Genomic DNA, 23,112 nt, shown 5'->3' with positions numbered 1-23,112 from the left:
CGGCCTGATAAGCGAAGCGCCATCAGGCAGAAACCCGGAGATTAAGATCCCCGGGTTTTTTATTATTTCCGGTATAGCACTTTGATGATGTGGTAGCCGAACTGGGTATGCAGCGGGCCGGTTGGCTCCAGTTCCGGGCAGGAGAAGACCACTTTATCGAAGGCCGGTACCATCTGGCCCTGGCGGAACTCACCCAGATCGCCGCCGCGTTTGCCTGACGGACAAATGGAGTGTTTCTTTGCCAGCTTGCCGAAATCGGCGCCGCCTTTGAGCTGCTCGAGCAGATCGAGCGCCAGTTTCTCTTCTTTTACCAGGATGTGCAGTGCTGCCGCGGTTTTAGCCATGATTGCGCCTTGATTGAGTTGGGATAAATCAGGGCGCCATAGTAGCACGCGTTACCGACGATACAGCACCTTGATGATATGGTAGCCGAATTTGGTTTTCACCGGGCCATAGGGTTTAAGCAGCGGACAGCTGAAAACGGCTTGATCAAACGGGCCGACCATCGTCCCCTGCGGGAATTCGCCTAAATCACCGCCATGACGTCCGGACGGACACTTTGAGTAACGCTTCGCCAGATGATCGAAGCTGATGCCCCGTTCCAGTTTGGCGAGGATCTCGTGCGCCAGTTTCTCTTCTTTAACCAGAATATGCAGGGCCGCTGCGCTTTTTGCCATTACCAGATCCTCAGGATGAATTGCGTGGCTGACACTTTACCATCAGCCGGTAAATCTCGGCCTCGCTTTCTGCTACAATCCACACCCCGTTCGAAGATTGAGCAATATTCCCATGCGTTTAAACCCTGGCCAACAACAAGCCGTCGAATTCGTTACCGGACCGTGCCTGGTGCTGGCGGGCGCCGGTTCCGGTAAGACCCGCGTTATTACGAATAAAATCGCCCACCTGATCCGCGGCTGCGGCTATCAGGCGCGCCATATCGCGGCCGTCACCTTCACCAACAAGGCCGCGCGCGAAATGAAAGAGCGCGTCGGGCAAACGCTGGGGCGCAAAGAGGCGCGCGGGCTGATGATCTCCACCTTCCACACCCTGGGGCTGGATATCATCAAACGTGAATACGCCGCGCTGGGAATGAAGTCTAACTTTTCCTTGTTCGATGATACTGACCAGGTCGCGCTGCTGAAAGAGCTCACCGAAGGGTTGATCGAAGATGACAAAGTGGTGTTGCAGCAGCTGATCTCGACGATCTCCAACTGGAAAAACGATCTGAAAACCCCGGCGCAGGCGGCGGCTGGCGCGAAAGGCGAACGGGACCGCATCTTCGCCCACTGCTATGGGCTCTATGATGCGCATATGAAGGCCTGCAACGTCCTCGATTTTGACGACCTGATCCTGCTACCGACGCTGCTGCTGCAGCGAAATGAAGAGGTGCGCGAGCGCTGGCAGAACAAGATCCGTTACCTGCTGGTGGATGAGTATCAGGATACCAACACCAGCCAGTATGAGCTGGTGAAGCTGCTGGTGGGGCAGCGCGCGCGCTTTACCGTGGTGGGTGATGATGACCAGTCGATCTACTCGTGGCGCGGCGCGCGGCCGCAGAACCTGGTGCTGTTAAGCCAGGATTTTCCGGCGCTGCAGGTGATCAAACTTGAACAGAACTACCGTTCATCAGGGCGTATTCTGAAGGCTGCCAACATTTTGATCGCTAATAACCCGCACGTCTTTGAAAAGCGGCTGTTCTCGGAACTTGGCTACGGTACCGAGCTGAAAGTGCTCTCCGCCAATAACGAAGATCATGAAGCGGAGCGCGTCGCTGGCGAACTGATTGCCCACCACTTTATTAATAAAACAAACTACAAAGATTACGCGATCCTTTACCGCGGCAACCACCAGTCGCGGGTCTTTGAAAAGATGCTGATGCAGAACCGCATCCCTTACAAAATCTCCGGCGGCACGTCGTTCTTCTCGCGTCCGGAAATTAAAGACCTGCTGGCCTATCTGCGCGTGCTGACCAACCCGGATGACGATAGCGCCTTCCTGCGTATCGTCAACACGCCGAAACGCGAGATCGGCCCGGCGACGCTGCAAAAGCTGGGTGAGTGGGCGATGAGCCGCAATAAAGGCTTATTCACCGCCAGCTTTGACATGGGGTTAAGCCAGACGCTGACCGGGCGCGGCTACGAATCCCTCACGCGCTTTACCCACTGGCTGCGGGAAATTCAGCAGCTGACCGAACGCGAGCCCGTTGCCGCCGTGCGCGATTTGATTCGCGGGATCGACTACGAATCCTGGCTGTATGAAACCTCGCCCAGCCCGAAAGCCGCGGAAATGCGGATGAAAAACGTCAACCAGCTGTTTACCTGGATGACCGAGATGCTGGAAGGCAGCGAAATCGATGAGCCGATGACCCTAACGCAGGTGGTCACCCGCTTTACCCTGCGGGACATGATGGAGCGCGGCGAATCGGATGAAGAGCTCGATCAGGTGCAGCTGATGACCCTCCATGCCTCAAAAGGGCTGGAGTTCCCGTATGTTTACCTGGTGGGAATGGAAGAGGGATTGCTGCCGCACCAGAGCAGCATCGATGAAGATAACGTCGATGAAGAGCGCCGGTTAGCCTACGTCGGCATCACCCGTGCGCAAAAAGAGCTGACCTTTACGCTCTGTAAGGAACGCCGACAGTATGGTGAGCTGGTGCGCCCGGAGCCAAGCCGTTTCCTGCTCGAGCTCCCGCAGGACGATCTGATATGGGAGCAGGAGCGAAAAGTTATCTCTGCGGAAGAACGTATGCATAAAGGCCAGGCCAACGTCGCGAATATTAAAGCGATGCTGGCGAAGGCGAAAAAAGGCTAACGCCCTCAGGCGACAAACTGCTGCCAGGCGGCGGAGAAGGGCATTACCAGCAGCAGTGAGGGCAGCATATTGGCGGTGGGGAAGGCGCGGATCCCGCACAGACGAAAACCTGTCGCCAGCATAATGATGCCGCCGCAGGCAGTGAAATCAGCAATCATCGATGGGTTTATCAACGTCATAATAAACGTGGCGGCGAAGAACAGAATCACGAAGATGATCAACTGAGGAATAAAAATCGTAGTGATGATGTAGCCCAGCGTGGACGCGAAAATCGCGGCAGTGAAAAAGTCGAGTATCGACTTGGTCAGCAGAATGGTCGGGTCGCCGGTCATCCCTTCGGTTAAAGCACCGAAAATGCCGGTGCCGCTGGCGCAGAAGAGGATCAGCACGGCGATAAACTGATTCATAAAATCTTCCGCACTCACGCTGGCGCTGGCCTGCGCCGGGAAAATGCGCTCAATGGGCGTGCGTAGCGTTGTCCCGGCCCGCTCAATCCATTTTTCAATATTCAGCAGGCCGCCGATAATCGTGCCGACAATAATGGCCAGGGCAATGGGTGGCAGATTATGCAATTTATTGACAAAGTGGATGCCCATGCTGATGGAGATCAGACCGGCAATCAGCGGCAAGGTTTTCTTGAAGTGTTCCGGAATAAAGCGATTCAGCGAGGCGCCGGCCAGTGCACCGACGAGAAGCGAGCCGCTACAGACAAATATACCTATTGCCATCATTTATTCTCCCTAATAAAAACAGGGCCTGAATATTCAGGCCCTGAAGTCTGTCTTTAATATTATTGAATGTTAAAGACGCGGCTGGCATTGCCCCAGGCAATTTTATCTTTCAGGCCCGCTTCAAGTTCTAACGGATCAAACCAGTCACAAGCCTGATGAATATCTTCATACGGATAATCGACAGAGAACATCACACGATCGGCGCCCATGACTTCAATGGCATTATTCAGCGAATGGGTATTAAAATGGCCGCTGGTGGTAACAATGAAGTTATTCTGCAGGTAGTGCATTAACGGTTTTTCCGCTTTACCCAGACCGCAGCCGAAACGCTGACGATAGAGGCGGTGCTGAGTGCGCGGCAGCATATGAACCAGCCCTTCGCCGAGGTGGCCCAGTACCAGATTGAGGTTAGGATAACGATCGAACAAACCACTCATCATCAGACGGATAGCATGCACTGCCGTTTCCTGCGCAAAGCCCCACGCGGAGCCGATCAGGCTTTCGTAACCAGTGTAGATGCCGCGCGCAGGCCCTTCCAGCGGTTCGCGAGGATGCAGGTACACCGGTACGTTCAGCTCGTTGACCTTATCCCAGAAAACCAGCATCGATTCGTCATCAAGATACAGGCCATGCTCGCTATCTTTAACGTTGGTATAGCCGTTGATCAGCGCGCCTTTCATGCCTAGTTTCTTCACGGCGCGCTCCAGCTCTTCCGCCGCGGCTTCCGGGTTTTGCAAGGCCAGGGTGGCGAAAGCGCTAAATTTATCCGGATTTGGCTTCACATAATTCTCGACGATAAAATCGTTAGTATCACGAGCAAAAGAGACCGCTTTGGCTTTATCTAAAATAGATTGCGCGCCAGGTGAAGTTAGAGAAAGAATGACGTGGTCAATATGACGCTGCGCCATTTCTTCCAGCTGAATACTGCGATCCAGCAGGCGACGTTCAACGTCTTTCATATATTCTGTACCGTTACGGCCGGCTTCACCGGTTGAATCCCACAGACGGTTATTTTCAGGAGTGGAGACGTGTTCTTCTAAAGCGATTTTTCCGCGCATGATATATTCCTTGCGATATTTGTTAGTATGGCTTGATGCAAGGAGAATAAAAGCTTTCACGTATTGCCAGCAATAAACCAAACGTAATAGGGATTATCAGTAAAACTAATACAGCGGTATATTTCGCGGTTTAGATCGTAATAGATCCGCTCTGCTGAGCGGGATCGGCAAGTGCGGCGATCAGCGAACGTAGCCAGATATGCCCGGGATCGCGGTGCAGCCGCTGATGCCAGACCTGACGAATGGCGATCCTGGCGAGAGGAAAAGGTAGCGGCCAGCTGCGGCAGGGATAGCGGCGAGTGATATGCCGCGCCACCTGTTCCGGGACGACGGCAATCATATCGCTTTCGGCCACCAGCTCGCCGGTACCTAAAAAGCTCGGTAATGTCAGCGCGATCCGCCGGGGCATACTGTGCTCATCAAGCCGCTTATCCATATCGCCGTGGGCAGTCCCCTCCACGCGGATCGCCAGATGCTTTTCCTGCCGCCAGTCTTCGGCACGAAGCTGGGTTCGAATACGTGGGTGATTTTCCGCCGCCAGGCAGACATACGATTGATCGAAGAGATGCTGCTGGTAGACGCTATCCGGAAGCTGCGTCAGGTAGCCGATCGCGAGATCACACTTCCCGGATTCGAGGGCGTAGAGGGTCTGCTCATCCAGATTTTGTACCGTAAAGGTGATCCCGTCTGCCGCCTGCTGCTGGAGCGCAATTTGCAGCAAAGGCAACAGCGTCATTTGACTGATATCGGTCATTCCGATCGTGAAGTTACGCTGGCTCTGCTGGGGAAGAAATTCAGGTTTGACGGCTAAATCGTTATCGGCAAGCTGGAGAAGGGTAAATACCGTCGGGGCGATCGCGTCCGCTCGCGGCGTCGGCATCATCCGCTGTCCCACCCGGACAAACAACGGGTCAGCAAAATGATCCCGTAGTTTTTTCAGCAAAAGGCTGCCGGTGGGTTGGCTGATATTCAGCGCGTCAGCCGCCGGGGAGACATTGCCTAGCCGGTAGAGCGCGGAGAAAAAGCGTAGCGATTTGAAATCCAGTTCTTCCCGCATCCGCCCTCCTGGCTGGATATTATCTTGGCGTATCGCCGCTGGTGACCCGTAGCGTCCAGTGGACGTAGCTTTGCCATTGACACTCCTGATCGACCATTTCCCGGCCAAGCGGATGTTCAGCCAGCCAGTTCTCCGGCAGCGTCAGCGTTAACTGGTCGTCGTGAGCGGCCAACTGAATCGCCGGCAACAAATCGTCGCGCCGCCGGCTGGCAAACAGGATCGCCAGTCGCAGCAGGCGACACAGATGTTCGGCCACTCGCGGCGGGACCGCATTCTGCTGATGAAGCGAAGACAGGTCGATGGCGTTGGTCTGATTCAGGAGCAGCGTGGCAATCAACTTCTTCTGCGCCGGGGTAAAGCCGGGCAGGTCGAGGTTATTGACCAGATAAGCCGCGTGCTGCGGCGCGCGCTTGAAATCCACACTCAGCCCAATTTCATGCAGCGAGCAGGCGCTGAGGAGTAAATCGCGGCTCAGCGGGTCCAGCTCCCAGCTGCCGTCCAGCTGACTGAGCAGATGGCTGGCCAGACTGGCGACGCGTTGGGCCTGCTCGGTGTCGATCATAAAACGGCGCTGAATATTGCGCAGGGTGCGGCTGCGGATGTCCTGTTCGACAGAGAGATGCAGCATGCCGTACACCAGACCTTCGCGTAACGCGCCGCCTGCCAGGGTCATACACTGAATATTCAGTTCGCTGAAGATAGCGATCAGGATCGCCAGCCCGCTCGGGAACACCAGCGCCCGTTCAAGGGTTAAGCCTTCGATCTCCAGCTCTTCCAGACGTCCGCACTGGATGGCGCGCTGTTTAAGCTGCTGGAGTTTGGCGAGGGTGATGCGTTCATCCATCCCCTGCGCCATCATAATTTCCTGCAGCGCCTGAACGGTGCCGGAAGCGCCGACGCACACTTTCCATCCGTGATAGCGCAGCACATCGGCGATGGGTAATAACACCTCGCGCGCGGCCGCTTCGGCGAGATCAAAATTCTCTTTCGTCAGGCTACGGTCGGCAAAATAGCGTTCAAGCCAGGTCACACAGCCCATCGACAGACTGAACAGCGAGGTCGTTTGCGCGCCGGTGCCGGTCACCAGCTCGGTGCTGGCGCCGCCGATATCGACCACCAGACGCTGATCGGCGCCGCCGGTGGTGTGGGCGACACCCTGGTAAATCAGGCGCGCTTCTTCTTCGCCGCTGATCACCTGCACTGGCGTGCCGAGGATCTCTTGCGCTTTCGCCAGAAACTCCTCTGCATTGACGGCAAGACGTAGCGTGGCGGTGGCCACGACGCGAATTTGCGTCGGCGGAATATCCTGCAGGCGTTCGGCAAACAGGCGTAAGCACTGCCAGCCGCGCTCCATCGCTTCCGCGGAGAGCGTGTTGTCGCTATTCAGACCGGCGGCCAGACGAACCTTACGCTTAATACGGCTCAGCGTCTGGATGCTGCCCGCCACCTCGCGCACCACCAACATATGGAAACTATTGGAACCCAAATCAATGGCGGCATACAGCGAGGTGGAGCTCATACTCTTCATCGTTCAGAAGGCTCCCTGGTTGGCGGAGCGCTTAAGCCCGGTCCACATCACTGAGCGGGTTGCCAGAGGAAGGTCGCCCTGGCTGATTCTGAATGATTGAGCGTATGGCATAGATTTCTTAACCTGAACGACGACGATTGCGCGGTGGACCGTTGCGGCGCGGGCCGTTGCCTGGGCGCGCACGGGTCAGACGCAGCGGCTTAGGCAGGTCGGTCATCAGCGCGTCCGGGTTGTACTTACTGACCGGGATCGAGTGACCAATATAGGTTTCGATTGCCGGCAGGTTCAGCGCGTACTCTTCGCAGGCGAGGCTGATAGAGTTGCCGCTGGCGCCAGCGCGGCCGGTGCGGCCGATGCGGTGAACGTAATCTTCGCAGTCGTCCGGCAGATCGTAGTTAAAGACGTGGGTCACGGCCGGAATATGTAAGCCGCGCGCAGCAACGTCAGTTGCGACCAGAATATCGAGATCGCCACGAGTAAATTCGTCGAGAATACGCAGACGCTTTTTCTGCGCCACGTCGCCGGTCAGCAGACCTACACGATGGCCGTCAGCGGCGAGATGACCCCAGATATCTTCACAACGGTGCTTGGTGTTGGCGAAGATGATGGCGCGATCGGGCCACTCTTCTTCCAGCAGCGTCTGCAGCAGGCGCATTTTTTCTTCGTTGGAAGGGTAGAACAGCTCTTCTTTAATACGGTGGCCCGTTTTCTGTTCCGGTTCCACTTCGACATATTCGGCGTTGTTCATCTGCTCGAACGCCAGTTCGCGAACGCGATAAGAAAGAGTCGCGGAGAACAGCATGTTCAGGCGCTGCGTCGCCGGCGGCATGCGGCGGAACAGCCAACGGATATCTTTAATAAAGCCGAGATCGTACATGCGATCGGCTTCGTCCAGTACGACGACCTGAATGGCGCCGAGGTTAATGTGGTTCTGTTTCGCGTAATCGATCAGACGACCAGTGGTACCGATCAGAATATCGACACCGCTTTCCAGCACTTTCAGCTGCTTGTCGTAGCCGTCGCCGCCGTAAGCCAGACCCAGCTTCAGACCGGTGGCCTGCGCCAGCGGTTCAGCATCCGCGTGGATCTGTACCGCCAGTTCACGCGTTGGTGCCATAATTAGCGCGCGCGGTTGGTTAACCTGGCGATCGGCGATAGCCGGGTGAGAGAGAAGATAATGAAACGTTGACGTCAGGAACGCCATCGTTTTACCGGTACCGGTTTGCGCCTGCCCGGCGACATCGCGGCCTTCCAGCGTCAGCGGAAGGGCGAGGGCCTGAATGGGTGTGCAATTATGAAACCCTTTCTTTTCAAGGGCTTCAATGACTGCCGGGTGCAGGGCGAAGTCGGAAAACTTCTGTTCTGTTAAATGTGTTTTGCTCATAGTGTGGTAGAATATCAGCTAACTATTGCATTAAGAAAGCGTATCCGGTGAAATAACGTCAACCTTTCGTTGGCGGTGTACGAAATTATTCAAGGTACGTCTACGGTAACTGAACGAATCCAGGATAGCTTAGACTACTAAGCGAGTCGGGAGCGATAAATCTGCAGCATGCAGTTCGCGTTCGGGCACCCTGGCGTCAACAGGCGAGTCCATGATGGATTGCGCCAGTTGGCAGCCCAGAGAATTGAGGTATCCTGAAGAATAGCGTGCATAACGTAGCCGCAGCACGTCGTTGATGGCTACGACACCAACACACCAGGCTTATTCCTGTGGAGTTAAATATGAGCGATAAAATTATTCACCTGACTGACGACAGTTTTGACACGGACGTACTCAAGGCTGACGGGCTGACCCTCGTCGATTTCTGGGCAGAGTGGTGTGGTCCGTGCAAAATGATCGCCCCGATTCTGGATGAGATCGCTGAAGAGTATCAGGGCAAACTGACCGTAGCTAAGCTGAACATCGACCAGAACCCGGGCACCGCGCCGAAATACGGCATTCGCGGTATCCCAACCCTGCTGCTGTTCAAAAACGGCGAAGTGGCGGCCACTAAAGTTGGCGCACTGTCCAAGGGTCAGCTGAAAGAGTTCCTCGACGCCAACCTGGCGTAAGCGAATTGCTGGTCCGGCGTCCAGATTCCTATTTTTTGCGGAACTCTGGACGCCCGGCAGGAGTCGTGCTAAGTTAATCCACAGACTTCGTTTTAAACATACCTATTGTTTGAATCTTGTTTTACCCAAAGCGTCCCGCAGACGATGCGCGTGAGGCTAATAATTCCGGGCTTATCACTCATTCCGTCTTGTCGTTTCAGTTCTGCGTTCTTTCCTGTGACCAGGCAACGTACAGACACGAGATGAAGCCGCTAACAGGCATGGATGTTCCTGCCATACCATTCACAACATTAAGTTCGAGATTTACCCCGAGTTTAAGAACCCACACCACTATGAATCTTACCGAATTAAAGAATACGCCGGTTTCTGAGCTGATTACTCTCGGCGAAAATATGGGGCTGGAAAACCTGGCTCGTATGCGTAAGCAGGATATTATTTTTGCCATCCTCAAGCAGCATTCGAAGAGTGGCGAAGATATCTTTGGCGACGGCGTACTGGAGATACTGCAGGATGGATTTGGATTCCTCCGCTCCGCAGACAGCTCCTACCTCGCCGGCCCTGACGACATCTACGTATCCCCCAGCCAAATCCGCCGTTTCAACCTTCGCACTGGTGACACCATTTCCGGTAAGATTCGTCCTCCGAAAGAGGGTGAGCGTTACTTTGCACTGTTGAAAGTTAACGAAGTTAACTACGACAAGCCGGAAAACGCGCGTAACAAGATCCTGTTCGAGAACTTAACGCCGCTGCACGCGAATTCTCGCCTGCGTATGGAACGTGGTAACGGTTCTACCGAAGACTTAACCGCTCGCGTACTGGATCTGGCCTCCCCGATTGGCCGCGGCCAGCGTGGTCTGATTGTCGCGCCGCCGAAAGCCGGTAAAACGATGCTGCTGCAGAACATCGCGCAGAGCATCGCTTACAACCACCCGGACTGCGTGCTGATGGTGCTGCTGATCGACGAACGTCCGGAAGAAGTGACCGAGATGCAGCGTCTGGTGAAAGGTGAAGTGGTTGCTTCCACCTTTGACGAGCCGGCATCCCGCCACGTGCAGGTTGCCGAGATGGTTATCGAGAAAGCAAAACGTCTGGTTGAACACAAGAAAGACGTTATCATCCTGCTCGACTCCATTACTCGTCTGGCGCGAGCCTACAACACCGTGGTACCGGCTTCTGGTAAAGTCCTGACCGGTGGTGTGGACGCCAACGCCCTGCACCGTCCGAAGCGTTTCTTCGGTGCGGCACGTAACGTCGAAGAGGGCGGCAGCCTGACCATCATCGCCACGGCGCTGATTGACACCGGCTCCAAAATGGACGAAGTGATCTACGAAGAGTTTAAAGGCACCGGTAACATGGAGCTGCACCTCTCTCGTAAGATTGCCGAAAAACGCGTCTTCCCGGCTATCGATTACAACCGTTCCGGTACCCGTAAAGAAGAACTGCTCACCACTCAGGAAGAGCTGCAGAAAATGTGGATCCTGCGCAAAATTATTCATCCGATGGGTGAGATCGATGCAATGGAATTCCTCATTAACAAGCTGGCGATGACCAAGACGAATGATGACTTCTTCGATATGATGAAGCGCTCGTAAGGTAAAAAAAGCCAAAAACGCCACGCCTTTGCGTGGCGTTTTCATTTTTGGGTTTGTATGATCCAGAGACAGAGAAAGCGGGACGAAAGTTGTCGTATAATGGCGCCGGATAGCAGGCGGAGACAGCTTTAACAGACTAAAATCTATACAATAAATTTGTAATGTTCTGCTTTTCCCCTTCTGGAGTTGGGGCATCATCGCTATACTTCCCGGATTAACTATGCTGAGAGCACATGCGTTGTGAATTTACTCACTGCTATTACTGAATTAATCAGTATTTTCTTATTCACGACCCTCTTTATTTTTGTCGCGCGGAAAGTGGCAAAAAAGATCGGGTTGGTGGATAAACCAAACTATCGCAAACGGCATCAGGGGTTGATTCCGTTGGTCGGTGGTATCTCAGTTTATGCAGGCATCTGTTTTACTTTCGCCATCGCCGATTATTATATTCCTCACGCCTCGCTGTATCTGGCCTGCGCGGGGGTATTGGTGCTGGTTGGCGCGCTTGACGATCGCTTCGATATCAGCGTGAAAATTCGCGCAGTCATACAGGCTGCGATCGCCGTGATTATGATGATGGCAGGGAATCTGCATCTGAGTAGTCTCGGCTTTATTTTTGGCTCGTGGGAGCTGGTGCTGGGGCCTTTCGGCTTCTTCCTGACGCTGTTTGCCGTGTGGGCTGCCATCAATGCGTTTAACATGGTCGACGGGATCGACGGCCTGCTCGGCGGTCTGTCATCGGTCTCCTTTGCGGCGACTGGGATCATCCTCTGGTTTGATGGTCAGTACAGCCTGGCGATGTGGTGTTTCGCGATGATCGCCGCCATTCTGCCCTATATTCTTCTCAATCTTGGCGCCCTCGGCCGCCGCTATAAAGTCTTTATGGGTGACGCCGGCAGCACGATGATTGGCTTCACCATTATCTGGATCCTGCTGGAAACCACGCAAGGTAAAACACATCCCATTAGCCCGGTGACCGCGCTGTGGATTATCGCTATCCCGTTGATGGACATGGTGGCGATTATGTATCGCCGCCTGCGCAAAGGCATGAGTCCTTTCTCTCCGGACCGTCAGCATATTCATCATTTGATCATGCGCGCCGGCTTTACTTCCCGTCAGGCGTTCGTCCTGATTACCCTGGCCGCCGCCCTGCTGGCGCTGGTTGGCGTCGCGGCGGAATACACCCGCATTGTGCCGGAATGGGTGATGTTAATTCTCTTTTTGGTAGCCTTCTTCCTTTATGGCTACTGTATTAAGCGCGCCTGGAAAGTGGCGCGCCTGGTTAAGCGCATCAGACGCAGAATTCGGCGACACAGCGGCAATAATCCGAAACTAACCAAGTAAAGCTGGGGATGTGATGACTCAACCATTACCGGGAGCACAAGCAGTGAACGTTGAGAACGAGCTGGATATTCGCGGGCTGTTTCGCGCTTTATGGGCAGGAAAAGGCTGGATAGTCGGCGGCGCCGTACTCTTCGCCGCCATCGTGCTGGTATATACCTTTTTTGCTCGCCAGGAGTGGAGCGCCACGGCGATCACCGATCGGCCTACTGTCAATATGTTGGGGGGGTACTATTCCCAGCAGCAGTTCTTACGCAATCTGGACATTAAAGCCGACCTTGCCTCGGTCGATCAGCCTTCCGCCATGGATGAAGCGTATAAAGAGTTCATCATGCAGCTGGCCTCCTGGGATACCCGGCGCGATTTCTGGCTACAAACGGACTACTACAAGCAGCGTCAGTCGGGTAATGCCCGCGCGGATGCGGCGATGCTGGATGACCTGATTAACAATATCCAGTTTATGCCAGGCGATGCGGCCAAGAGCATTAACGACAGCGTCAAACTGACCGCCGAGACCGGGCAGGATGCCAATAATCTGTTGCGTCAGTATGTGGCTTTCGCCAGCCAGCGGGCGGCAGGCCATCTTAATGACGAACTCAAAGGCGCCTGGGCGGCGCGGACCGTGCAAATGAAAGCGCAGGTGAAGCGCCAGGAAGAGGTGGCCGAGGCCATCTTCAACCGTCGGACGCACAGCGTGGAGCAGGCGCTGAAGGTGGCCCAGCAGCACAATATTTCACGCAGCGAAACGGATGTTCCTGCCGATCAGTTGCCGGATTCAGAGCTATTTTTATTGGGCAGGCCGATGCTGCAGGCCAGGCTGGAAAACCTGCAGGCCGTCGGGCCGGAATATGACCTCGATTACGACCAGAACCGCGCCATGCTGAGCACGTTGAACGTCGGTCCAACGTTAGATCCGCGTTTTCAGACTTACCGGTATTTGCGGACGCCGGAAGAACCTGTAAAACGCGATAGCCCGCGCCGTGTATTTCTGATGGTGATGTGGGGGATTGTGGGTGCGCTCATCGGCGCAGGCGTGGCGTTATCACGTCGTCGTGTCCTGTGATTGCGGCCTGTGGTGAAGGGCAGATGACCTTCATCGCCTAATCGAAGAGAATCGATGTGAAAGTACTAACTGTATTTGGCACGAGGCCGGAAGCCATCAAGATGGCGCCTCTGGTCCATGCGCTGGCAAAGGATCCTCATTTTGAGGCGAAAGTATGCGTGACCGCGCAGCATCGGGAGATGCTCGATCAGGTGTTGAAACTTTTCTCTATTGTCCCGGACTACGATCTCAACATCATGAAGCCGGGGCAGGGGCTGACCGAGATCACCTGTCGCATCCTTGAGGGGCTGAAGCCGGTGCTGGAGTCGTTTAAACCCGACGTGGTGCTGGTGCATGGCGATACCACGACCACCATGGCGGCGAGCCTGGCGGCGTTTTATCAGCGGATACCGGTGGGCCACGTAGAGGCCGGCCTGCGCACTGGCGATTTAAGTTCGCCGTGGCCGGAAGAAGGCAACCGTACGTTGACCGGCCATCTGGCGACATACCATTTCGCCCCCACGGAAACCTCGCGGCAGAACCTGCTACGGGAAAATATTGCCGACAGTCGCATCACGGTCACCGGGAATACGGTCATTGACGCCCTGTTCTGGGTGCGGGATCGGGTTCTGGGTGATGAAGCGCTACGGGAGACCCTGCTGCAGCGCTATCCTTTCATCAGCCACGGTAAAAAGATGATTCTGGTTACCGGCCACCGGCGGGAAAGCTTTGGGCTCGGCTTTGAACAGATCTGCCAGGCGCTGGCGGAGATAGCCCATACCCACCCTGAGGTGCAGATTGTCTATCCGGTTCACCTGAATCCTAACGTCAGCGAGCCGGTGAATCGTATTCTCGGTCATATTGACAATGTGATGTTGATTGAACCGCAGGACTACCTGCCGTTCGTCTGGCTGATGGATCGGGCCTGGCTGATCCTGACCGATTCCGGCGGCATTCAGGAAGAGGCCCCTTCTCTCGGGAAACCGGTACTGGTCATGCGCGATATGACCGAACGTCCGGAAGCGGTGGCCGCTGGCACCGTGTGCCTGGTCGGCACCGACAGCCAGCGCATCGTGGCGGAAGTCACGCGACTGCTGCAGGATGATGCCGCATACCAGGCGATGAGCCGCGCGCATAATCCCTATGGCGATGGTGAAGCATGTCGTCGAATTTTGTCTGCACTTAAAAATAATCAGGTAACGTTATGAGTTTTTCTACCATTTCAGTGATTGGCCTTGGCTATATCGGGCTGCCAACCGCTGCCGCGTTCGCCTCCCGGCAGAAGCGGGTGGTCGGCGTTGATGTTAATCAACATGCCGTGGAGACCATTAACCGTGGAGAGATTCATATCGTGGAGCCGGATCTGGCGAGCGTGGTGAAGACCGCGGTCGAACAGGGTTATTTAAGCGCCACCACCACCCCGGTGGAGGCGGATGCCTACCTGATTGCCGTGCCGACGCCGTTTAAAGATCGCCACGAGCCGGATATGGTGTTTGTCGAGTCGGCCGCTAAATCCATTGCGCCGACGTTAAAGAAAGGGTCACTGGTGATCCTCGAGTCCACCTCGCCGGTGGGTTCGACTGAGCAGATGGCCGGCTGGCTGGCGGAGATGCGCCCGGACCTCAGCTTCCCTCAGCAGGCGGGCGACGCCGCTGACGTGAATATCGCCTACTGCCCGGAGCGAGTATTGCCCGGTCAGGTGATGGTCGAGCTGATTAAAAACGATCGCGTTATCGGCGGCATGTCGCCAGTCTGCTCCGCTCGCGCCAGCGAGCTGTATAAAATTTTCCTCGAAGGTGAATGCGTGGTGACCAACTCGCGCACCGCCGAGATGTGTAAGCTGACGGAAAACAGCTTCCGCGACGTCAACATCGCCTTTGCCAACGAACTGTCGCTGATTTGCGCCGACCAGGGCATTAACGTCTGGGAGCTGATCCGCCTGGCAAACCGCCATCCGCGCGTCAATATCCTGCAGCCGGGCCCGGGCGTCGGCGGCCACTGCATCGCCGTCGACCCGTGGTTTATCGTGGCGCAAAACCCGCAGCAGGCGCGTCTGATCCGCACCGCTCGCGAGGTCAACGACCATAAGCCGGAATGGGTTATCGAACAGGTGAAAGCGCAGGTCGCGGACTGCCTGAATGCCACCAACAAACGGGCCAGCGAACTGACGATCGCCTGTTTTGGCCTCGCTTTTAAACCGAATATTGACGACCTGCGCGAAAGCCCGGCGATGGAAATTGCCGTGCAGATTGCCCGCTGGCACAGCGGCACGACGCAGGTGGTTGAGCCCAACATTCACGCGCTGCCGAAGAAACTCGATGGACTGTGTACGCTGGCGACCCTCGATGCGGCGCTGGCCAGCGCCGATGTGCTGGTGATGCTGGTCGATCATAATGAATTCAAAGCCGTTAGCGGCGATAGCGTCACCCAGGCGTATATCATCGACACCAAAGGAGTGTGGCGGTGAGAACCATTCTGGTCACCGGCGGCGCGGGCTTTATTGGTTCGGCGGTGGTGCGGGAGATTATCCAGCACACCGCCGATCGCGTAGTGGTGGTGGATAAACTGACCTATGCCGGCAATTTAATGTCGCTGGCGCCAGTGGCGCAGGATGCGCGTTTCGCCTTTGAACAGGTGGATATCTGCGACCGCGGCGAGCTGGACCGTATTTTCCGTCAGCATCAACCCGATACGGTGATGCACCTGGCGGCGGAAAGCCACGTCGATCGTTCGATTGACGGCCCGGCGGCGTTTATCGAAACCAATATCGTAGGCACCTATACGCTACTGGAGGCGGCCCGCAGCTGGTGGAATACCCTGGCCACGGAGAAAAAATCGGCGTTCCGTTTTCACCATATCTCGACCGACGAAGTGTATGGCGATCTGCACGGCAGCGAGGATTTCTTTACCGAGACCACGCCCTATGCGCCAAGCAGCCCCTATTCGGCCTCGAAAGCCAGCAGCGACCACCTGGTGCGCGCCTGGCTGCGGACCTATGGCCTGCCGACGCTTATCACCAATTGCTCCAATAACTACGGCCCGTATCACTTCCCCGAGAAGCTGATCCCGCTGACGATCCTCAATGCGCTGGCGGGCAAGCCGCTGCCGGTGTATGGCAATGGGCAGCAGATCCGCGACTGGCTGTACGTGGAAGATCACGCCAGAGCGCTGTATCTGGTGGCGACCCGCGGCGAACCGGGCGAAACTTACAATATCGGCGGTCATAACGAACGTAAAAATATCGAGGTGGTGGAAACCATTTGTCAGCTGCTGGAAGAGCTGGCGCCGCATAAACCGCAAAGCGTGGTGCACTATCACGATCTGATCACCTTCGTAGCCGATCGTCCGGGCCACGATCTGCGCTATGCCATTGATGCCTCGAAGATTGCCCGCGAGCTGGGCTGGACGCCGGCAGAGACCTTTACTTCCGGTATGCGTAAGACCGTGGCGTGGTATCTGGCGAACGAGAGCTGGTGGCGCCAGGTTCAGGATGGAAGCTATCAGGGCGAGCGTCTTGGGCTGCAAGGCTAATCATCTCTGGGGGGAATGATGAAAGGTATTATTCTGGCGGGCGGTTCCGGAACGCGACTGCATCCCATCACCCGTGGCGTATCGAAGCAGTTGTTGCCGATCTACGACAAGCCGATGATCTACTACCCGCTGTCGGTATTAATGCTGGCCGGGATACGTGAGATCCTGATCATCACCACGCCGGACGACCTACGTGATTTCCAGCGCCTGCTCGGCGATGGCTCAGAGTTTGGCATTGCGCTGCACTATGCCGTACAGCCGACGCCGGATGGTTTAGCCCAGGCGTTTATCATCGGCGAAGCCTTTCTTAACGGCGAACCGGCATGTCTGGTGCTAGGCGACAATATTTTCTTCGGCCAGAGCTTTAGCCCGAAGCTGCGCAGCGTGGCTGCCCGCACGGAAGGGGCGACGATTTTTGGCTATCAGGTGATGGATCCTGAGCGCTTTGGCGTGGTGGAGTTTGATGACAACTTCCGCGCGCTGTCGCTGGAAGAGAAGCCGAAGCAGCCGAAGTCGAACTGGGCGGTCACCGGTCTCTATTTCTACGATGGCAAGGTGACGGAGTATGCCAAACGGGTCAAGCCGTCCGAGCGCGGCGAGCTGGAAATCACCTCCATCAACCAGATGTACCTTGAGGATGGCGCATTGACCGTCGAGCTCCTCGGGCGCGGTTTTGCCTGGCTGGACACCGGCACGCACGATAGCCTGATCGAGGCCAGCATGTTCGTGCAGACCGTCGAGAAGCGCCAGGGCTTTAAAATCGCCTGTCTGGAAGAGATCGGCTGGCGTAACGGCTGGCTGGACGATGATGGCGTCAAACGCGCCGCGAAGCGGCTGGAAAAAACCGGCTACGGCCAATACCTGCTGGATCTGCTCCGTGCCCGTCCGCGCCAGTATTGATCCCCAGGAGTGGGAGAACCGCTTCTTTGCCGTTAACAGCGCCATCGTTCACTTTGATGAACGTGCGCCGCGGCTGACGCCTGAGGCGCTGGCGGGGTGGTCGCGGGTGCAGGCGAAGGTGGCCGCCAGCGACACCGTCCGGCTGGACGCGCTACAGCAGCTGGGTTTTCAGCTGGTGGAAGGCGAAGTCGATCTGGCGCTACCGGTGGGCAACCCTGCTGATGCGGGCGCCGACGTCGCCGTGGAAGCGGATATTGCGCCGCTGCGCGAGCTGGCGGCACAGGCCTTTGCCATGAGCCGCTTTCGCGCGCCCTGGTACGCTGCCGATGCCAGCGGCCGCTTCTATGCCCAGTGGATTGAAAATGCGGTGCGCGGCACCTTCGATCATCAGTGCCTGATTTACCGCCATCCTGAGGGCGATATTCGCGCCTTTGTCTCTCTGCGCCAGCTCAACGCGACCGAGGCGCGTATTGGCCTTCTGGCCGGGCGCGGCGCCGGGGCGCAACTGATGCAGGCGGCGCAGCACTGGGCTGCCTCGCGCGGACTTTCTACACTGCGGGTGGCGACCCAGATGGGCAACACCGCCGCGCTTAAACGTTATATTCTCAGCGGTGCTAACGTGGAAAGCACCGCCTACTGGCTATACAGGTGACCCCATGATCCCATTTAACGCGCCGCCGGTGGTTGGAACCGAGCTTGATTACATGCAGTCTGCGATGAACAGCGGCAAGCTGTGCGGCGACGGCGGTTTTACGCGCCGCTGCCAGCAGTGGATGGAGCAGCGATTTGGCACGGCAAAAGCGCTGCTGACGCCTTCCTGCACGGCTTCGCTGGAGATGGCCGCGCTGCTGCTGGATATCCAGCCGGGCGACGAAGTGATTATGCCCAGCTATACCTTTGTCTCTACCGCCAACGCCTTTGTGCTGCGTGGGGCGAAAATCGTCTTCGTTGATATCCGCCGCGATACGATGAATATCGATGAAACGCTTATCGAAGCCGCCATCACCGATAAAACCCGGGCGATTGTCCCGGTGCACTATGCCGGCGTAGCCTGCGAGATGGACACCATCATGGCCATTGCCGACAAATACAACCTGTTTGTGGTGGAAGACGCCGCGCAGGGGGTGATGTCTACCTATAAGGGGCGTGCGCTGGGCACCATCGGCCATATCGGCTGCTTCAGCTTCCATGAAACCAAAAACTACACCGCCGGCGGTGAGGGCGGGGCGACGCTTATCAACGATCGCACACTGGTGGAACGCGCGGAGATCATTCGTGAAAAAGGTACCAACCGCAGCCAGTTCTTTCGCGGTCTGGTGGATAAATATACCTGGCGCGATATTGGCTCCAGCTATCTGATGTCCGACCTGCAGGCCGCCTATCTGTGGGCGCAGCTGGAAGCGGCGGAGCGGATCAACCAGCAGCGCCTGGCGCTGTGGCAGAACTATCACGATGCGCTGCTGCCGCTGGCGCGTGCGGGGCGTATCGAACTGCCGACGGTTCCGGCCGACTGTGGGCAAAATGCGCACATGTTCTACATAAAGCTGCGTGATATCGAGGATCGCAGCAGGCTGATCGCCTGGCTGAAAGAGGCGGAGATCCTCGCGGTATTCCATTATATTCCGTTGCACAGCTGCCCGGCCGGAGAACACTTCGGCGAGTTCCACGGTGAAGACCGCTACACCACCCTGGAGAGCGAGCGCCTGGTGCGCCTGCCGCTGTTTTACAATCTCTCTCTGGTGAACCAGCGGACGGTGATTAACTCGCTGCTGAGCTATTTCTCCTGATATGTCGTTAGCAAAAGCCTCACTGTGGACGGCGGCATCGACGCTGGTCAAAATCGGCGCCGGTCTGCTGGTCGTCAAGCTGCTGGCCGTCTCGTTTGGGCCGGCGGGCGTTGGCCAGGCCGGTAACTTCCGGCAGCTGGTCACCGTGCTCGGCGTGCTGGCGGGTGCCGGGATATTTAACGGCGTCACGAAGCTGGTGGCTCAGCATCACGACGATCCCCCACGTCTGAAACAGGTGGTGGGTACCTCGTCGGCTATGGTGCTTGGCTTTTCCACGCTGCTGGCACTGGTGTTTTTACTGGCGGCGGCGCCGATAAGCCAGGGGCTGTTCGGCCATACGCACTATCAGGGGCTGGTACGCCTGGTGGCGCTGGTGCAGATGGGGATCGCCTGGGCGAACTTCCTGCTGGCGCTGATGAAAGGCTTTCGCGATGCGGCGGGTAACGCCTTCTCGCTGATTGCCGGGAGCCTGATTGGCGTCGCGGCCTATTATGCCTGTTACTACTTCGGGGGTTACCAGGGGGCGCTGTTGGGGTTGGCGTTAGTGCCGGCGCTGGTGGTGATCCCGGCGGGCATCATGCTCTGGCGGCGGGGTAATATACCGCTGAGCGCCCTGCGCCCGCGCTGGGATAACAGTCTGGCGGGACAGCTATCGAAATTTACCCTGATGGCGCTCATAACCTCGGTGACGCTGCCGGTGGCCTATGTGATGATGCGTAATCTGCTGGCGGCGCATTACGGCTGGGAGGCGGTCGGGATTTGGCAGGGGGTGAGCAGCATTTCCGATGCCTACCTGCAGTTTATTACCGCCTCGTTTAGCGTCTATCTGCTGCCGACGCTGTCGCGGCTGAGCGCCAAAACGGATATCACCCGCGAGATTGCCAAATCGCTGAAATTCGTTCTGCCGGCGGTGGCGGCGGCAAGCCTGACGGTCTGGCTACTGCGCGATTTTGCCATCTGGCTGCTGTTTTCCGATCGCTTTACCGCGATGCGTGACCTGTTCGCCTGGCAGCTGGTGGGCGACGTCTTAAAAGTCGGCGCCTATGTCTACGGCTATCTGGTGATCGCCAAAGCGTCGCTACGTTTTTATATTCTGACGGAAATCAGCCAGTTCACGCTGCTGACCGCATTCTCACACTGGCTTATTCCGGCGCACGGCGCAATTGGCGCGGCGCAGGCGTATATGGCCACGTATATTGTTTATTTCGCCCTCTGTAGTGGCGTGTTTTTACTCTGGCGTAAACGGGCATGACAGCACTGATACATGTACTGGGATCGGATATCCCGCACCATAACCAGACCGTACTGCGGTTCTTTAACGACGAACTGGCCGCCGACCCGCAGGCCCGGAGATTTTTGGTCGTCGGTGATGAGGCCAGCGTGCGTGATGGATATCCGGCACTGGACATCACCTGCTATCCAGGAAAGAAAGCGCTGGCGCAGGCAGTGATTGCCACCGCGAAAGCCAACCGCCAGCAGCGCTTTTTCTTCCACGGCCAGTTTAATACCGGGCTGTGGCTGGCGCTGTTGAGCGGCGGCATCCGCCCGTCACAGTTTAACTGGCATATCTGGGGGGCAGATCTGTATGAAAACTCTGCCAGCCTGAAGTTTCGCCTGTTCTATCCGCTACGCCGCATGGCGCAGGGGCGAGTAGGGCGCGTTTTCGCCACCCGCGGCGATCTCAGCTGGTTCGCTAACCGCCATCCGCGTGTGCCGGGTGAGCTGCTCTACTTCCCGACCCGTATGGATCCGGCGCTGAATACCCTGGCCGATAACGCCCCGCGCAGTGATACCCTGACTATTCTGGTCGGCAACTCCGGGGATCGCAGCAATGAACATATTGCCGCGCTGAAGGCTATCCATCAGCAGTTTGGCGATACGGTGAATGTCATCGTGCCGATGGGTTATCCGGCGAATAACGACGCCTATATCAACGAGGTGCGCGAGGCGGGGGCGGCGCTGTTTAGCCATGCGCATCTGCAGATCCTCAGCGAGAAGCTTGAATTTAATGATTATCTGGCGCTGCTGCGCCGCTGCGATCTGGGCTATTTTCTGTTTGCCCGCCAGCAGGGGATCGGCACCCTGTGTCTGCTGATTCAGGCGGGCATCCCCTGCGTGCTCAATCGGGAAAACCCGTTCTGGCAGGATATGACCGAGCAGCATGTGCCGGTGCTGTTCACCAGCGACGCGCTGGACGTCAGCGTGGTGCGTGAAGCGCAGCGTCAGCTGGCGAGCGTGGATAAATCTACTATCGCCTTCTTCCGGCCGAACTATCTGACGGGCTGGCAGCGGGCGCTACGGTTAGCGGCGGAGGGGCAGGCATGACGTTAATGCAATTTAGCGGGCTGCTGGTGGTCTGGCTGCTGTCGACCCTGTTTATCGCCACCGCCACCTGGTTTGAGTTCCGCCGGGTACGCTTCAACTTCAACGTCTTTTTCTCGTTGTTGTTTCTGCTGACCTTTTTCTTCGGCTTCCCGCTGACCAGTATTCTGGTGTTCCGCTTTGACGTCAGCGTAGCGCCGCCGGAGATTTTGCTGCAGACGCTGCTGATCGCGGTATGCTTCTACGCGATCTACTACGTGACCTATAAAACGCGGTTGCGCCCGGCCTCGCGCGAGGTTGCGCATCGCCCGCTGTTTACCATGAACCGGGTGGAAACCCATCTGGCGTGGGGCATACTGATGGGGCTGGCGCTGCTGTGCGTCGGCATCTTCTTCGCTCACAACGGCTTTCTGCTGTTTAAGCTCAACTCCTACAGCCAGATTTTTTCTGCTGAAGTGTCCGGCGTGGCGTTGAAGCGCTTCTTTTACTTCTTTATTCCGGCGATGCTGGTGGTTTATTTTCTGCGCCAGGATTATAAGGCGTGGATCTTCTTCCTCGTCAGCACCGTGGCCTTTGGTTTGCTGACCTACGCCATTGTCGGCGGGACCCGCGCCAATATCATCATCGCCTTCGCCATCTTTCTGTTCATCGGTATTATTCGCGGCTGGATCAGCTTGTGGATGCTGGCGGCGGCGGGCGTGCTGGGTATTGTCGGCATGTTCTGGCTGGCGCTGAAGCGCTACGGGATGAACGTCAGCGGCGATGAAGCGTTTTATACCTTCCTGTATCTCACGCGCGACACCTTCTCACCGTGGGAAAACCTGGCGCTGCTGCTGCAGAACTATGACAAGATCGATTTCCAGGGGCTGGCGCCGATGATCCGCGATTTCTACGTCTTCATCCCCAGCTGGATGTGGCACGGTCGTCCGACGATGGTGCTCAATACCGCCAACTACTTCACCTGGGAGGTGTTAAACAACCATTCGGGGCTGGCGATTTCGCCGACGCTGATTGGCTCGCTGGTGGTGATGGGCGGCGTCTGGTTTGTGCCGCTGGGCGCTGTGGCGGTAGGGTTGATTATTAAATGGTTCGACTGGCTGTATGAGCTGGGCAACCGGGAGAGCAATCGTTACAAAGCGGCTATCCTGCACAGTTTCTGTTTCGGCGCTATCTTCAACATGATAGTGCTGGCGCGCGAGGGTCTGGATTCGTTCGGCTCCCGCGTGGTGTTTTTCCTCGTGATCTTTGGTATCTGCTTGCTGGCGGCGAAATTGCTGTACTGGTTCCTGGATAGCGTGGGACTGATTCATAAGCGCGTAAAACCGCTTTCGCAACCGCAAGTCTGAGAAGGATAGAC

22 protein-coding genes are annotated in these 23,112 nt (G+C 56.7%); 15 read left to right on the top strand and 7 right to left on the bottom strand.

Annotation, left to right across the window (positions count from 1 at the left end; all coding sequences use genetic code 11):
* Window positions 1-62 precede the first annotated feature (62 nt).
* Window positions 63-344 carry a peptidylprolyl isomerase PpiC gene (gene ppiC, locus AC3EMD_RS26635; RefSeq protein ID WP_008807975.1) on the bottom strand — a complete coding sequence of 94 codons (282 nt, stop codon included), beginning with the start codon at window positions 342-344 and terminating at the stop codon, window positions 63-65.
* A gap of 51 nt (window positions 345-395) precedes the next feature.
* On the bottom strand, window positions 396-677 hold the full coding sequence (gene ppiC, locus AC3EMD_RS26630) for a peptidylprolyl isomerase PpiC (protein ID WP_008807974.1): 282 nt from the start codon (window positions 675-677) through the stop codon (window positions 396-398).
* Between the two features lie 112 nt (window positions 678-789).
* Between ppiC (AC3EMD_RS26630) and rep the strand changes: the two genes are divergently transcribed.
* On the top strand, window positions 790-2,811 hold the full coding sequence (gene rep, locus AC3EMD_RS26625) for a DNA helicase Rep (RefSeq protein ID WP_012543251.1): 2,022 nt from the start codon (window positions 790-792) through the stop codon (window positions 2,809-2,811).
* A gap of 5 nt (window positions 2,812-2,816) precedes the next feature.
* Here the strand turns inward: rep and AC3EMD_RS26620 are convergent, their stop codons facing one another.
* From AC3EMD_RS26620 to rhlB, 5 genes are all read right to left on the bottom strand, one after another.
* Entirely contained in the window at window positions 2,817-3,539 is a 723-nt protein-coding gene (locus AC3EMD_RS26620) for a DUF554 domain-containing protein (protein WP_016160064.1), read from the bottom strand.
* Window positions 3,540-3,601: 62 nt separating this feature from the next.
* Window positions 3,602-4,600, bottom strand: a complete 999-nt coding sequence (locus tag AC3EMD_RS26615) for an amidohydrolase family protein (RefSeq protein WP_008807971.1) — start codon at window positions 4,598-4,600, stop codon at window positions 3,602-3,604.
* Window positions 4,601-4,730: 130 nt separating this feature from the next.
* Complete coding sequence (locus AC3EMD_RS26610; RefSeq protein ID WP_302073857.1) at window positions 4,731-5,657, bottom strand: LysR family transcriptional regulator; 927 nt, start codon at window positions 5,655-5,657, stop codon at window positions 4,731-4,733.
* 19 nt (window positions 5,658-5,676) lie between these two features.
* Entirely contained in the window at window positions 5,677-7,185 is a 1,509-nt protein-coding gene (gppA, locus tag AC3EMD_RS26605) for a guanosine-5'-triphosphate,3'-diphosphate diphosphatase (protein WP_012969202.1), read from the bottom strand.
* Between the two features lie 118 nt (window positions 7,186-7,303).
* Complete coding sequence (gene rhlB / locus AC3EMD_RS26600; protein WP_008807968.1) at window positions 7,304-8,569, bottom strand: ATP-dependent RNA helicase RhlB; 1,266 nt, start codon at window positions 8,567-8,569, stop codon at window positions 7,304-7,306.
* Between the two features lie 341 nt (window positions 8,570-8,910).
* Between rhlB and trxA the strand changes: the two genes are divergently transcribed.
* The 14 genes from trxA to wzyE all read left to right on the top strand — a co-directional run bounded on the left by trxA (window position 8,911) and on the right by wzyE (window position 23,101).
* Entirely contained in the window at window positions 8,911-9,240 is a 330-nt protein-coding gene (trxA, locus tag AC3EMD_RS26595) for a thioredoxin TrxA (RefSeq protein WP_002883224.1), read from the top strand.
* 144 nt (window positions 9,241-9,384) lie between these two features.
* Window positions 9,385-9,486, top strand: coding sequence for a rho operon leader peptide (locus AC3EMD_RS26590; protein WP_049245627.1), 102 nt, complete (start codon window positions 9,385-9,387; stop codon window positions 9,484-9,486).
* Window positions 9,487-9,572: 86 nt separating this feature from the next.
* Window positions 9,573-10,832, top strand: coding sequence for a transcription termination factor Rho (gene rho / locus AC3EMD_RS26585; RefSeq protein ID WP_002883293.1), 1,260 nt, complete (start codon window positions 9,573-9,575; stop codon window positions 10,830-10,832).
* A gap of 240 nt (window positions 10,833-11,072) precedes the next feature.
* Window positions 11,073-12,176: a UDP-N-acetylglucosamine--undecaprenyl-phosphate N-acetylglucosaminephosphotransferase gene (gene wecA / locus AC3EMD_RS26580; RefSeq protein ID WP_004886849.1), complete on the top strand. Its 1,104-nt coding sequence runs from the start codon at window positions 11,073-11,075 to the stop codon at window positions 12,174-12,176.
* A gap of 13 nt (window positions 12,177-12,189) precedes the next feature.
* Window positions 12,190-13,236, top strand: a complete 1,047-nt coding sequence (gene wzzE, locus AC3EMD_RS26575; protein WP_002883296.1) for an ECA polysaccharide chain length modulation protein — start codon at window positions 12,190-12,192, stop codon at window positions 13,234-13,236.
* Between the two features lie 56 nt (window positions 13,237-13,292).
* Complete coding sequence (gene wecB, locus AC3EMD_RS26570; protein WP_008807966.1) at window positions 13,293-14,423, top strand: non-hydrolyzing UDP-N-acetylglucosamine 2-epimerase; 1,131 nt, start codon at window positions 13,293-13,295, stop codon at window positions 14,421-14,423.
* Window positions 14,420-15,682: a UDP-N-acetyl-D-mannosamine dehydrogenase gene (wecC, locus tag AC3EMD_RS26565; protein WP_302073856.1), complete on the top strand. Its 1,263-nt coding sequence runs from the start codon at window positions 14,420-14,422 to the stop codon at window positions 15,680-15,682. The genes wecB and wecC overlap by 4 nt, the downstream gene beginning before the upstream one ends.
* Window positions 15,679-16,746 carry a dTDP-glucose 4,6-dehydratase gene (gene rffG, locus AC3EMD_RS26560; protein WP_012969200.1) on the top strand — a complete coding sequence of 356 codons (1,068 nt, stop codon included), beginning with the start codon at window positions 15,679-15,681 and terminating at the stop codon, window positions 16,744-16,746. Before wecC ends, rffG begins: the two co-directional genes overlap by 4 nt.
* A gap of 18 nt (window positions 16,747-16,764) precedes the next feature.
* Window positions 16,765-17,646, top strand: coding sequence for a glucose-1-phosphate thymidylyltransferase RfbA (gene rfbA, locus AC3EMD_RS26555; RefSeq protein ID WP_002883307.1), 882 nt, complete (start codon window positions 16,765-16,767; stop codon window positions 17,644-17,646).
* Window positions 17,624-18,298, top strand: a complete 675-nt coding sequence (gene rffC / locus AC3EMD_RS26550) for a dTDP-4-amino-4,6-dideoxy-D-galactose acyltransferase (RefSeq protein ID WP_302073855.1) — start codon at window positions 17,624-17,626, stop codon at window positions 18,296-18,298. Before rfbA ends, rffC begins: the two co-directional genes overlap by 23 nt.
* A gap of 4 nt (window positions 18,299-18,302) precedes the next feature.
* Window positions 18,303-19,433, top strand: coding sequence for a dTDP-4-amino-4,6-dideoxygalactose transaminase (gene rffA / locus AC3EMD_RS26545; RefSeq protein WP_022065886.1), 1,131 nt, complete (start codon window positions 18,303-18,305; stop codon window positions 19,431-19,433).
* A gap of 1 nt (window position 19,434) precedes the next feature.
* Entirely contained in the window at window positions 19,435-20,685 is a 1,251-nt protein-coding gene (gene wzxE, locus AC3EMD_RS26540; protein ID WP_008807961.1) for a lipid III flippase WzxE, read from the top strand.
* Window positions 20,682-21,758, top strand: a complete 1,077-nt coding sequence (locus AC3EMD_RS26535) for a TDP-N-acetylfucosamine:lipid II N-acetylfucosaminyltransferase (RefSeq protein ID WP_032734012.1) — start codon at window positions 20,682-20,684, stop codon at window positions 21,756-21,758. Before wzxE ends, AC3EMD_RS26535 begins: the two co-directional genes overlap by 4 nt.
* Window positions 21,755-23,101, top strand: coding sequence for an ECA oligosaccharide polymerase (wzyE, locus tag AC3EMD_RS26530; RefSeq protein ID WP_004886822.1), 1,347 nt, complete (start codon window positions 21,755-21,757; stop codon window positions 23,099-23,101). The genes AC3EMD_RS26535 and wzyE overlap by 4 nt, the downstream gene beginning before the upstream one ends.
* The last annotated feature ends 11 nt before the right edge of the window (window positions 23,102-23,112 follow it).

The sequence above is a fragment of the Klebsiella sp. PK18 genome, from assembly GCF_057784655.1.
This window is presented reverse-complemented; position numbering and strand designations above follow the sequence as displayed.